Origin of the sequence: Streptomyces sp. WZ-12 (assembly GCF_028898845.1) — a bacterium.
Lineage (GTDB): Bacteria > Actinomycetota > Actinomycetes > Streptomycetales > Streptomycetaceae > Streptomyces.
Genome location: NZ_CP118574.1, coordinates 3,689,719 through 3,701,698 on the forward strand (window position 1 = coordinate 3,689,719; position 11,980 = coordinate 3,701,698).

13 protein-coding genes are annotated in these 11,980 nt (G+C 74.3%); 5 read left to right on the plus strand and 8 right to left on the minus strand.

Annotation, left to right across the window (positions count from 1 at the left end; all coding sequences use genetic code 11):
* Window positions 1–43: 43 nt before the first annotated feature.
* Genes PV796_RS15525 through PV796_RS15540 form a run of 4 tightly spaced genes read right to left on the minus strand, consistent with a single transcriptional unit; the run spans window position 44 to window position 2,537 of the window.
* Entirely contained in the window at window positions 44–808 is a 765-nt protein-coding gene (locus tag PV796_RS15525; protein ID WP_274913746.1) for a serine hydrolase, read from the minus strand.
* A 15-nt stretch (window positions 809–823) separates the two neighbouring features.
* Window positions 824–1,573 (minus strand): isocitrate lyase/PEP mutase family protein, encoded by a 750-nt coding sequence (locus tag PV796_RS15530; RefSeq protein WP_274913747.1) that lies wholly within the window; start codon window positions 1,571–1,573, stop codon window positions 824–826.
* Window positions 1,570–2,019, minus strand: coding sequence for a carboxymuconolactone decarboxylase family protein (locus PV796_RS15535; protein WP_274913748.1), 450 nt, complete (start codon window positions 2,017–2,019; stop codon window positions 1,570–1,572). The genes PV796_RS15530 and PV796_RS15535 overlap by 4 nt, the downstream gene beginning before the upstream one ends.
* Window positions 2,020–2,024: 5 nt before the next feature.
* Complete coding sequence (locus PV796_RS15540) at window positions 2,025–2,537, minus strand: carboxymuconolactone decarboxylase family protein (protein WP_376567314.1); 513 nt, start codon at window positions 2,535–2,537, stop codon at window positions 2,025–2,027.
* A 47-nt stretch (window positions 2,538–2,584) separates the two neighbouring features.
* Here PV796_RS15540 and pdxR point away from each other — a divergent pair, with 47 nt between their 5' ends.
* Window positions 2,585–4,015 carry a MocR-like pyridoxine biosynthesis transcription factor PdxR gene (pdxR, locus tag PV796_RS15545; RefSeq protein ID WP_274913749.1) on the plus strand — a complete coding sequence of 477 codons (1,431 nt, stop codon included), beginning with the start codon at window positions 2,585–2,587 and terminating at the stop codon, window positions 4,013–4,015.
* A 54-nt stretch (window positions 4,016–4,069) separates the two neighbouring features.
* Here the strand turns inward: pdxR and PV796_RS15550 are convergent, their stop codons facing one another.
* From PV796_RS15550 to rocD, 3 genes are all read right to left on the minus strand, one after another.
* Window positions 4,070–4,609: a GNAT family N-acetyltransferase gene (locus PV796_RS15550; RefSeq protein ID WP_274913750.1), complete on the minus strand. Its 540-nt coding sequence runs from the start codon at window positions 4,607–4,609 to the stop codon at window positions 4,070–4,072.
* Between the two features lie 79 nt (window positions 4,610–4,688).
* Complete coding sequence (locus PV796_RS15555; RefSeq protein ID WP_274913752.1) at window positions 4,689–5,606, minus strand: hypothetical protein; 918 nt, start codon at window positions 5,604–5,606, stop codon at window positions 4,689–4,691.
* 86 nt (window positions 5,607–5,692) lie between these two features.
* On the minus strand, window positions 5,693–6,901 hold the full coding sequence (rocD, locus tag PV796_RS15560) for an ornithine--oxo-acid transaminase (RefSeq protein ID WP_274913753.1): 1,209 nt from the start codon (window positions 6,899–6,901) through the stop codon (window positions 5,693–5,695).
* 249 nt (window positions 6,902–7,150) lie between these two features.
* Here rocD and trpS point away from each other — a divergent pair, with 249 nt between their 5' ends.
* The 3 genes from trpS (at window position 7,151) to PV796_RS15575 (ending at window position 10,090) form a co-directional block, all read left to right on the plus strand.
* Window positions 7,151–8,164: a tryptophan--tRNA ligase gene (gene trpS, locus PV796_RS15565; protein WP_274913754.1), complete on the plus strand. Its 1,014-nt coding sequence runs from the start codon at window positions 7,151–7,153 to the stop codon at window positions 8,162–8,164.
* 180 nt (window positions 8,165–8,344) lie between these two features.
* On the plus strand, window positions 8,345–8,944 hold the full coding sequence (locus PV796_RS15570) for a 2'-5' RNA ligase family protein (RefSeq protein ID WP_274913756.1): 600 nt from the start codon (window positions 8,345–8,347) through the stop codon (window positions 8,942–8,944).
* A gap of 129 nt (window positions 8,945–9,073) precedes the next feature.
* A complete protein-coding gene (locus PV796_RS15575) occupies window positions 9,074–10,090 on the plus strand; it encodes a YihY/virulence factor BrkB family protein (protein ID WP_274913757.1) in 1,017 nt (338 codons plus the stop codon).
* A gap of 64 nt (window positions 10,091–10,154) precedes the next feature.
* Here PV796_RS15575 and PV796_RS15580 read toward each other — a convergent pair whose 3' ends face one another.
* Complete coding sequence (locus PV796_RS15580; RefSeq protein WP_342456915.1) at window positions 10,155–11,450, minus strand: D-alanyl-D-alanine carboxypeptidase family protein; 1,296 nt, start codon at window positions 11,448–11,450, stop codon at window positions 10,155–10,157.
* A 100-nt stretch (window positions 11,451–11,550) separates the two neighbouring features.
* On the opposite strand from PV796_RS15580, the gene PV796_RS15585 reads away from it, so the two are divergent.
* The gene (locus PV796_RS15585; protein WP_274913759.1) at window positions 11,551–11,817 is read left to right on the plus strand and encodes an SCO4848 family membrane protein; all 267 of its coding nucleotides are present in this window, start codon (window positions 11,551–11,553) and stop codon (window positions 11,815–11,817) included.
* The last annotated feature ends 163 nt before the right edge of the window (window positions 11,818–11,980 follow it).

The following is an 11,980-nucleotide window of genomic DNA, read 5'->3' on the forward strand; positions in this document are numbered from 1 at the left end:
GGCGGGAAGCGGGCAATGCGCCGAGGGGGACGCTCACTTGACGCTACGCCACCTGAGCCAGGTGGTGGCGGCGGGCCCAGACGCGGGAGGAGAGGCGGGCCAACAGGCGGGCCGCGGGGTCGTCGGCGTCCTGGCCGTTGGCGAGCGGGCCGGTGTAGCAGACGGCGAGGACATAGGGCGGGGCGTCGGGCGGGTGGATCACGGCGGCGCTGTGCCGTACCCCGTCGACCCAGCCGTTCTTGCTGGCCAGGCGGGTGCCCGGGGGCAGTCCTGCGGCGAGGTCCACGGCGTGGGCGTTGTGCTCAAGTTGGGCCAGCACCGCCGGTTCCAGGGACTCAAGGAGCCGGAGCAGGTCGTGGGCGGTGACGGTGTTGTCGATGCCGGCGGCGCGGGCCGCGGCGTCCTCGATGCCGCGCGGGCTGCCGCTGGCGGCGGACGCCCCGGCCCGCCGCCAGACCTCGGCCACCGCCGGGTGCCCCACCGCCGACTGGCACAGGCTGGTGGCGAGGTTGGAGGAGTGCCGGACCATCCGCTCGGCCAGCCACCCCAGGGGCGCGGTGCCACCCAGGCGGGCCCACGGCTCGGGGTCGCCGTCCTCCGCACGGCAGTGGGCGTAGCTCCCGCCGGCCGCCGAGGGGAAGCAATTGACCACCGGGACCTGCCGGTCGGGGTCGAGTCCGCTGCGGTGGACGGCGGCCAGCACGGCGATCTTCATGGTGCTGGCCGCGTAGTGCGGGACGTCCGCGTTCCGCAGGAGCACCGGGGGTCGCCCCCAGGAGGCCACGGCGAGGGAGAGCATGGCCGCCATGGTGGCACCTCCCGGTCAGCCGTGCTGCCCGTCCCGCAGCCGTGCCGCGACCCCGGCCAGCGCGGTCATCGCGGCGCGGTGCAGGCCGCCGCCGAAGGTGATCCGCCGCGCGCCCAGGGCGCCCAGTTCGTGCGGGGCCGGGCCGTCGGCCTTCGCCAGGGCGTTGAGCGGGAGGGGGGCCGCCGCGGACAGTTCGGGGAGGACCTCGGGCGGGGCGAGGATGGGGTAGAGGCAGTCGGCGCCGGCGGCTGCGTAGTGGTGGGCCCGCTCCAGGGCGGCGTCGAGGCCCGGGTCCCCGCGCAGGAAGGTGTCGATGCGGGCGTTGATGACCAGCGCGTCGCCGGCCTCGGCCCGGACCGCGGCCAACCAGTCGGCCTGCTCGCGCGGGTCGCGGAGGGCGCCGGTGGCGTGGTCGGAGTCCTCCAGGTTGCAGCCGACGGCGCCGGCCTCGGCGAGCCGGCCGACCAACTCCTTTGCGGACAGCCCGTATCCGGCCTCCACGTCCGCCGTCACCGGGACGTCCACGGCCCGGACGATCCGGGCGATCGCGGCGAACATCTCGTCGGCCGGGGTCGCGCCGTCCTCGTACCCGAGGGTCGCGGCGAGGCCCGCGCTGGGGGTGGCCAGGGCCGGGAAGCCGGCGTCGGCGAAGACCCGGGCACAGGCGGCGTCCCAGACGTTGGGGAGGATCAGCGGGTCGCCGGGGCGGCGGTCGTGGTGGAGGGCGCGGAGGGCCGCCGCGGGGGCGGTGCCGGTGGTGGTCACAGTTCCTCCCCGGGTGGCTGGCGGACGGTGACGTTGACGCGGTTCCAGTTGTTGATGGCGACGATCACGGCCAGCAGATGGGCGAGTTCGGCCTCGTCGAAGTGCGCGGCGGCCCGATCGTAGACCTCGTCCGGCACGAAGCCCTCGGTCAGGACGGTGACCGCCTCGGTGAAGGCCAGCGCCGCCCGCTCCCGCTCGGAGTAGAGGCCGACGGCCTCCTCCCAGGCGGGCAGCAGGTCGATCCGCTGCTGGTCGACGCCGGCCTCGCGGAGGTTGCGCACGTGCATGTCGATGCAGAACGCGCACCTGTTGAGCTGGGAGGCGCGCAGCACGACCAGTTCGGCCAGGACCGCGTCGCCCAGGCCCTTCTTGGCGGCCAGGGTGAGCTTGAGCTGGGCCTGGTAGAAGGCGGGGACGGTGTGCCAGAACGGCATGCGGTGGGTCATCGGGTTCACTCCTGTCCCGGGGCCATGCGGGTGGTCACGCCGAAGCGGTTCCAGGCGTTGATGGTGGTGATCAGGGCGATGAGCTGGGCGAGTTCGGGCTCGTCGAAGAGGGCGGCGGCGCGGTCGTAGACGGCGTCCGGCACGAAGCCGTCGGTCAGGACCGTGATCGCCTCGGTGAGCGCGAGGGCGGCCCGCTCGCGGTCGGTGTAGTAGCCGGCGGCCTCCTCCCAGGCGTTCAGGAGGACGATCCGCTCCTCGGTCTCGCCGGCCTTGCGGGCGTCGGTGGTGTGCATGTGGAGGCAGAACGCGCACCGGTTGAGCTGCGAGGCGCGGATCTTGACCAGTTCGGCCAGGGTCGGGTCGAGGCCCTTCCGGGCCGCCACCTCCAGCCCGATCATGGCCTTGTAGACCTCGGGGGCCAGCTCGGCCCAGCGCATCCGGGGGCCGTGCCGGTGGCCGGTCGCGGCCGCGGTGACCTGCGGTTCGTTTGCTGCGGAAGAAGTTGTCGAGTTCGTCATGCCTCCGACGCTACGCAGTGACTGGCACAAGAGTATGGTCCACTTCCATGGAGAAATCGCGGGCCACTTTTGGGCGGGACCTTCATCTGGACCTGGCCGGTCCCGGCGGGCTGCGGACCTCGCTGATGACCGCGCTGCGGGAGGCGGTGCGGTCCGGGCGACTGGCCCCCGGCACCCGGCTGCCGTCCTCCCGCTCCCTCGCCACCGACCTCGGCATCGCCCGCAACACCGTCGCCGACGCCTACGCCGAGCTGGTCGCCGAGGGCTGGCTCCGCGCCCGCCAGGGCTCGGGCACCGAGGTGGCCGACCGGGCCCTGCCGCGCGCGGGCCGCGCGGCGCCCCGGCGCACCCCGCCCCCGGCGCCCCCGTCCACCGGACCGCGCTTCGACCTCACGCCGGGGACCCCGGACGTCTCGTCCTTCCCCCGGACCGCCTGGCTGGCGGCGGCCCGCCGGGCGCTGACCGCCGCGCCCAACGAGGCGTTCGGGTACGGCACTCCGGCCGGCCGCCCGGAGCTGCGCGCGGTGCTCGCCGACTACCTCGCCCGGGCCCGCGGCGTGCGGGCCGACCCCGAACGGATCGTGGTCTGCGCGGGGTTCATGCAGGGGCTGGGGCTGCTGGCCCGGGCGTTCGCGGGCCGCGGCGGCGCCCTGGGCCGGATCGCCACCGAGTCCTACGGGCTGCGCCTCCACCGCGAGGCGATCACCCGCGCCGGGCTCGGCACCGTCCCGCTGCCGGTCGACGCGGACGGCGCGGACACCGGCCGGCTGACGGGCCTGGACCGCCTCCGGGCGGCCCTGCTCACCCCCGCCCACCAGTTCCCCACCGGCGTCCCGCTGCACCCGGACCGGCGGGCCGCGGCGGTCAACTGGGCGCGGGCCACCGGTGGTTACGTCCTGGAGGACGACTACGACGGCGAGCTGCGCTACGACAGACAGCCGGTCGGCGCCCTCCAGGGGCTGGACCCCGACCACGTCGTCTACCTGGGCACCGCGAGCAAGAGCCTGGCCCCGGCGCTGCGGCTGGCGTGGATGGTGGTGCCGGACCGGCTGATCGACCAGGTGCTGGAGATCAAGTCCACCGGCGAGTGGCAGTCCGGCACGCTGGACCAGCTCACCCTGGCCGAGTTCATCCAGTCCGGCGCCTACGACCGGCATCTGCGGGGGATGCGGCTGCGCTACCGGCGCCGGCGCGACCACCTGGTCGACGCGCTGGCCGAGCACGCCCCGCACGTCCACGTCTCGGGGATCGCCGCCGGGCTGCACGCGGTGCTCGAACTCCCGCCCGGGACCGAGCAGTCCATCGCCCAGGCCGCCCTGTGGCAGGGGCTCGCGGTGCACGGCCTGACCGAGTTCACCGACCCGGCGGCACCGGCGGTCGCCCGCGACGCCCTGGTCATCGCCTACGGCCGGCCGCCGGAGCACGCGTTCCCGGCCGTCCTGCACGCCCTGCTGCGGGCGCTGCCGCCGGCCGACTGACGCGGCGCGGCGGGCACCCATCCGGGGCCCAACGCGCCCGCCCCGCCGCCCCGTTCACGCCTCCCGCACGAACGACACCCGGTCGAGGCCCGGCCCGTCGTAGTCGCGGTGGACCGGCACCCCGGTGTCGTCGACGAGGTCGCCCGGCTCCATCCGGAAGCCCATCCGGGTGTGGTAGGCGATCGAACTGCGGTTGTTGGGGCTGGTGATGCAGCGGATGCGGCTCCGCCCCGCCGCGCGGGCGAGCGCGAAGAAGCGCCGGTAGAGCGCGCTGCCGACGCCGCCCCGCGTGCCGTCCGGGCAGACGCCCACGAAGTGGACGTAGGCGGCCTCCGGGTCGCTCTGCGAGAGGAAGCCGATCAGGAAGGCGTGCAGGGTGCCATCGGCCCGCTCGACCAGGAAGCTGGTGTCCGCGAAGTGCTGGAGGTACAACCGCGGCACCAGCAACTGCCGTTGCTGCGCACCCGCGGCGCCGCCCAGCCCGCCCCACCACTCGGCCAGCGCCACCTGGAGCCGCGCGTGATCCGCCGGCGTCGGGTGACGCAGCGCCAGTCCGGCCGGCAACTCGCCCGCACCCAGAGCGCTTTCCGCCATTCCGTCCTCCTCCGTCTGCGCTGTCGGTCTCTTCGGCCAGCCTAGGGGGAGGAGGTTGAGGGCGGTGGGTGGTGAGGGCTCAGGGACGCTTCGTCGGCACCGTCTTGGGGTCGGGATCGGCGGAAGAGCCGGTGCCGGGCTCGGCCGCGGTGGGGTCGTCGCGTTCGCCGGTGGACTCCTCCGTCGGTGCCTCGCCGAAGCGGGCCAGGGCGAGGGCCCCGACCACGGCGAGGGCGAAGCCGGTGAGCGCGAGCGGCATCAGCCCCTCGCGGGTGCGGTCGCCGAGCCAGGCGACGCCGACCACGGCCGGGCCGAGGGTCTCGCCGATCACCATGCCGGCGGTGGCGGTGGTGACCGAGCCGCGCTGGAGCGCGGAGGTCAGCAGCAGGAAGGCGGCGCCCCCGCCGATCAGCAGGGCGTAGGTGGCCGGGTTGGTCAGCAGCTCGACGGGCCGGAAGCCGTCGATGAGCCGCACCGCGACCTCGACGACGCCGAAGCCGAAGCCCGCGCCGAGGCCGAGCGCGGCGGCCCGGGCGCGGCCCGGCAACCGGCCGGCCAGCACCCCGCCGCCGAGCACGGCGAGCGCGAAGACCAGCACCCCGATGCGGAGCGCGGGGGTGCCCGAGCGGTGCCCCTCGGCGCCGGACGACAGCGCCAGCAGGGCCAGGCCGCCGCAGACCACCGCGACCGCGAGCCATTCGGCGCGCTTGAGGCGGGCGCCCAGGACGGGCGCGGCGACCACCGCGGTCACCGCGAGGGTCGCCGCCAGCGCCGCGCCGACCGTGTAGATCGGCAACGTCCGCAGCGCCACCAGCTCCAGCAGGAACCCCAGGCCGTCCAGCGACAGCCCCAGCAGGTACCGCCACTGGGTGAGCACCCGCAGCAGTAGCCGGGCGTCGACGCCGGACCCGGTGCCGGGCGGGGTGTCCCGCGCGGCCACGGCCTGGAAGACGGAGGCGGTGCCGAAGCACACCGCGGACGCGAGGGCACAGCTCATCCCGAGAACCATGGCCCGACTGTACGGGGGCGGCCGGGTGCGGGGGCACGGCGCGGGGGCCGGCCCGCTTACGCGCGAACCCGCCGCTACGCGCCCAGCACCGCGCGGAGTTGCTCGATCCCCCAGTCCAGATCCTCCTCGCTGATCACCAGCGGCGGGGCGATCCGGATCGTCGCGCCGTGGGTCTCCTTGACCAGGACGCCGCGGGCCAGCAGCCGTTCGGAGACGGCCCGGCCGTCGCCGCGCGAGGGGTTGACGTCGACGCCGGCCCAGAGTCCGCGGCCGCGGACCGCGTCCACCGCGCCACCGCCCACCAGCGGCGCCAGCGCGCGGTGCAGACGGGCGCCGAGCTCGGCGGCCCGCCGCTGGTACTCGCCGGTGCGCAGCAGCGCGATGACCTCCAGGCCGACCGCGCAGGCCAACGGGTTGCCGCCGAACGTCGAGCCGTGCTCGCCGGGCCGGAAGACCCCCAGCACCTCGCGGGAGGAGACCACCGCCGACACCGGCACCACCCCGCCGCCCAGCGCCTTGCCCAGGACGTACACGTCGGGCACCACGCCCTCGTGCTCGCAGGCGAAGGTGGCGCCGGTGCGGCCCAGCCCGGACTGGATCTCGTCGGCGATGAAGAGCACGTTGCGGGCCCGGGTCAGCTCGCGCACGCCGGAGAGGTAGCCGGGCGGCGGCACCAGGACGCCGGCCTCGCCCTGGATGGGCTCCAGCAGCACGGCGACGGTGGTGTCGGCGTCGACGGCGGCGTCCAGGGCGGCCAGGTCGCCGTAGGGGACGACGGTGAAGCCGGGGGTGTACGGGCCGAAGTCGGCGCGGGCCTCGGGGTCGGTGGAGAAGGAGACCAGGGTGATGGTCCGGCCGTGGAAGTTGTTCTCCGCGACGACGATGCGCGCCCGGCCGTCGGGGACGCCCTTGACCCGGTAGCCCCACTTGCGGGCCGTCTTGATCGCGGTCTCCACCGCCTCCGCGCCGGTGTTCATCGGCAGCACGAGCTCCATCCCGCACAGGTCGGCGAGTTGGGTGCAGAAGTCCGCGAAGCGGTCGTGGTGGAAGGCCCGGGAGGTGAGGGTGACCCGCTCCAACTGGGCGCGGGCCGCGTCCAGCAACCGGCGGTTGCGGTGGCCGAAGTTGAGCGCGGAGTACCCGGCGAGCAGATCGAGATAGCGGCGGCCGGCCACGTCGGTCATCCAGGCGCCGTCGGCGGTGGCCACGACGACGGGCAGCGGCCGGTAGTTGTGCGCGCCGTGCGCCTCGGCGGCGGCGATGAACGCTTCCGTGGATGTCACGGGCGACTCCATCCAACGGCCCGGACCTCCGGCCCGGGAGCTACGAACGGGCTGTGCCCCACTGGAGCGCGACCTCCGGCACCCCCGTGCCGCCCGCCGCGCGCTCCTCGCGCTCATTGTCACGCCGGCGCCCGCACCCGCGCAGGGCGTACGGGTCGGGCCCCCGCGCCCGCCTGGGCCCTCCGGCCCCCGCCGGGGTGCCCCGGACCTCCCCGCCCCCGCCCCCGCGGACCTGAGACAATGCATGCCATGGCTCTCCAGCGTCCTCGTGTGCTCTCCGGTATTCAGCCCACCGCCGGCTCCTTCCACCTCGGCAACTACCTCGGCGCGGTGCGCCAGTGGGTGGCGATGCAGGAGTCCCACGACGCCTTCTACATGGTGGTGGACCTGCACGCGATCACCGTCCCGCAGGACCCCGCGGAGCTGCGTCGCAACACCCGGGTCGCCGCCGCCCAGCTCCTGGCCGCCGGCCTGGACCCGGAGCGCTGCACGCTCTTCGTGCAGAGCCACGTCCCCGAGCACGCCCAGCTCGCCTGGGTCATGAACTGCGTCACCGGCTTCGGCGAGGCGTCCCGCATGACGCAGTTCAAGGACAAGTCGGCGAAGCAGGGCACGGACCGCACGACGGTCGGCCTGTTCACCTACCCCGTGCTGATGGTCGCCGACATCCTGCTCTACCAGGCCGACCAGGTCCCGGTCGGCGAGGACCAGCGCCAGCACCTGGAGCTGACCCGCGACCTCGCGGACCGCTTCAACACCCGCTTCGGCGACACCTTCACGATCCCCAACCCGTACATCGTCAAGGAGACCGCGAAGATCTTCGATCTTCAGGACCCCTCGATCAAGATGAGCAAGTCGGCCTCCTCGCCGAAGGGCATCATCGACCTCCTCGACGACCCCAAGGTCACCGCGAAGAAGATCAAGAGCGCCGTGACGGACACCGACACCGTCATCCGCTTCGACCGCGAGGCCAAGCCCGGCGTCAGCAACCTCCTCAGCATCATGTCCACCCTCACCGGCGAGGACATCCCGTCGCTGGAGCGTTCCTACGAGGGCAAGATGTACGGCGCGCTCAAGACCGACCTGGCCGGGGTGATGGTCGACTTCGTCACGCCGTTCCGCACCCGTACTCAGGAATACCTCGACGACCCGGAGACGCTGGACACGATCCTGGCCAAGGGCGCCGAGAAGGCCCGCGCGGTGGCGGCCGAGACCCTGGCCGCCACCTACGACCGGATCGGGTTCCTGCCGGCCAAGCGCTGATCCGTCGGGCCGGGACCGGCGACGGGGACGTGCCCATCGGGGCCGTCCCCGGCACACTGGCCCGGTACACCGCAAGGGTGCGCGTCCCCGCGGCGCGCGCCCCCGCGCCGGGGCGACCACGCCCGGGCACCACGCCACGGCGCGCACGCGTCGGGGCACCACGTCAGGAGGGAGAACGCAGTGGGGACCGTAACGCTCGGCGTTTCGCTCGCGGTCCCGGAGCCGTACGGCAGCTTCCTCCAACGGGAGCGCGAGGGCTTCGGGGACCCGGCCGCCCGCGGCATCCCCACCCACATCACCCTCCTCCCGCCGACCGAGGCGGACGCCGCGGCGCTGCCCGACGTCGAACGCCATCTCGCCGCGGTCGCCGCCGCCAGCCTGCCGTTCGCGCTGCGGTTGGCGGGCACCGACACCTTCCGGCCGCTGTCGCCGGTGGTCTTCGTCAAGGTCGTCGAGGGGGCGGCCGGCTGCGCCGCCCTCCAGGAGCGGGTCCGCGGCGCGTCCGGCCCGTGCGCGCGCGAGCTCCAGTTCCCGTACCACCCGCACGTGACGGTCGCGCACGGCATCGACGAGGCCGCCATGGACCGCGCCCAGGCAGAGCTGGCGGAGTTCTCGGCCGCCTGGACGGTCGGCGGCTTCGCGCTCTACGAGAAGGGCGACGACGAGGTGTGGCGGCTGGAGCGGGAGTTCCCGTTCGGGGCCGGCGGCGGCACGGTGGCGGTGCCCCGGCAGGCCACCGAGGCGGAGCTGCCCCGGTCGTCCGCCACGTCCCACCGCTGAGCGGACCCGCGCGCTCCCTTCGCCCCTCATCCGGCCGACGGCGCGCCGGGTAGCCGCCGCCCTCCGGGGTAGCCGGAAGCTAGTGTTCCGGATCAGTCGGGACGGCCGGCACGGGAGGGACGTACGGGGATGACGGGGACGACGGGCGGACGGGACGTACCGGGGAACGACCGGGACGGAGACGGGGGCGGGGCACCCCGGGAGGACCGGAACGGCACGCCTCCCCCGCCCATCGACGGCAACCCCCTCGGCTGGGCCACCAGCCTCCCCCTCATCGGCCCGCGGTTGGCCCCCGCCGTCCGCTGGCTGCTCGCCACCCACCTCTGGCGCGCCTACGACCGGATGCAACGGGTGCACTGGACCCGGCTGGCCGCGGCCATCACCTTCACCAGCTTCATCGCGCTCTTCCCGCTGTTGACCGTCGCGGCCGCGAGCGTCGCCGCCGCGCTCGGCACGGGTCAGGTGCACAGCCTGGAGGCGAAGCTGGCCGAGCAGGTCCCCGGCATCGCCGGCCAACTCGACCTCGCGGCGCTGGTGAACAACGCCGGCACCATCGGCCTGATCGCCGGCGCCGCGCTGCTGGTCACCGGCATCGGCTGGGTGCAGTCGCTGCGCGACTGCCTGCGGGCCGTGTGGGAGGCGCCCGCAGAGGACACCAACTTCCTGCTCGGCAAGGTCCGCGACGGCGGGCTGCTGCTCGGCCTCGGCGGGGTCGCGCTGGTCTCGGTGGGCTGCTCGGCGTTCGCGTCCGCGGCGGTGGGCCGGGCGGCGGCGGAGATCGGGCTGTCGAAGGGCGGCGCGGCCAGCATCCTGCTGTCGGTCGCCGGGTTCTGCATCGCGGTGCTCGCCGCCTTCGTGATGCTGGTCTTCGTCCTGACCAAGCTGGCCGGGGCCCACCCGCCGCGGCGCGCCGTCGTGGTCGCCGGCCTGATCGGCGCGGTCGGCTTCGAACTCCTCAAGCTGCTGCTCAGCGGCTATCTGCGGGACGTCGCCGCGCGCAGCATGTACGGCGCCTTCGGCACCCCCGTCGCGCTGCTGCTGTGGATCAACTTCACGGCCAAGCTGCTGGTCTTCTGCGCGTCCTGGACGGCCACCCAGGAGGCGCCCGCGGAGCCGACGCCGGCCCCCGCCCCGTCCGCCACCTGACGGGGCCGGGCCCGCCAACCAGCGGCGGCCCGGCCCGTCTTGGCGCTCTTGCTCGCTTCTGCGGCTACTTCTTCCGCCGGCTCCCGGAAGCGCCCCGGCGCCCCTGGACGGCCTCCGGCAGCGGTCGCCGCCGGCGGACCAGGAACGCCACCGCGCCCAGCAGGACCACCGCCCCGCCGCCGATGCCGACCGCGGTCCACGGCCCGCCCCAGCCGCTGCCGGAGTCCAGCGCGGCCTGGGCCTGCTGGTCACCGTTCTTCGCGTTGCCGTTTCCTGACCCGTCGCCGGCGCCCTTCGGCCCGACGAGGTGGCCGACCGGCTCCACCTTGCCGTCCGCGGAGAAGCCCCAGTCGAGCAGCTTGGCGGCCTCCCGGTACCCCTCGTTGTGCATCTTCTTCTCCGGGTGCATCACGGTGACCAGCAGCTTGCGGTCCCCGCGCTGGGCGACCCCGGTGAACGTGGACCCGGCGTTGGTCGTCGAACCGTTCTTCACGCCCGCGATGCCCGGGTAGGGCTTGACGTCGTAGTCGCCGCTGAGCAGCCGGTTGGTGTTCTGGATGCCGAAGCTGCCGCGCTTGCCGTCCTTGCCGACCTCCCCCGGGAACTGCGCGCTCGCCGTGGAGCAGTACTCCCGGAAGTCCGCGTTCTGCAGCCCCGCCCGCGCGAACAGGCTCAGGTCGTAGGCGCTGGACACCTGCCCCGGCGCGTCGTAGCCGTCCGGCGTGACCACGTGCGTGTCACTGGCGTTGAGCTGCTTCGCCCGCTGCTGCATCTGCTGGACCGTGGCCGCCGTCCCGCCGTTCATGGCGGAGAGCGTGTGCACCGCGTCGTTCCCGGACCGCAGGAAGACCCCCAGCCACAGGTCGTGCACGGTGTAGGTGAGGTTCTCCTTTATCCCCACCAGGCTGCTGCCCTCGCCCATGCCCGCCAGGTCGGTGGGTTTGACGGTGTACTTCTGGGTCTTGGGGAACTTCGGCAGCACGGTGTCGGCGAACAGCATCTTCAGGGTGCTGGCCGGCGCGAGCTGCCAGTGCGGGTTCTTGGCGGCCAGCACCTCGCCGGACTCGGCGTCCGAGACGATCCACGAGCGGGCGCTGAGCTCCTTGTCGTCCGGGAGCTTCGGCGCGCCCGCCTTGGGCTGCACCTGGACGCCGGGCTGCCCCAGGCGCTCCCCGCCGACCTGTGACATCTTCGCGGGCGGCACGGGCGCCTTCGGCGGCTGCCCGCCGTCCCCGGGGGCGGCATGCGCGGTGCCGATCATCAGCGGCGACGCCAATAGCGCGGAGGTCGCCAGCGCGGCGACGGTACGCACGGCGCGGACGGCGGACGGGGACGCGGAGGCACTCAAGGTCGTCGGCACGTCCGTGAACGTACCCGCCTGCGCCCGCGTCCTGGAACGCGCCCCACGGAAGAGTGCCCCTCCGAACGGCCGGATGGAGCCGCTGTCCATACTGGAACCCATGAAGCTCTCTCGCCCCGTGTCCTGGTTCCTGCTCGCCTTCGGGGTGTGGAGCTGGTGCATCTGGTTCACTTTCGCCAAGAATCTCTGGAAGGACGCCAGCGGTCTCGCCTTCGACGCGGCCGGGCATCCGACCGCGTACTTCTGGGTCCACCTGCTGCTCGCCGTGGTGTCCTTTCTCTTGGGGACGGCAATCGGCGTGATCGGGTTCCGGGGCGTGCGGGCGCTGCGCCGGGAGGCGGCGTCGGGCACGACCACCGAGGGGTGATCCGCGCGCTGCCCCTCGACCCGCCCGGAGTGACGCAGGTCTCACTCGATGGGGGACGTCCCCCGGGAGCGCCGACGGACAGCGGCCGCCTCCGACCCGGAGCGAACGGGCCCCGGCCGCCGCACAACTGCGCGACGCCCGGGGCCCGTTGACTCGGTGGAAG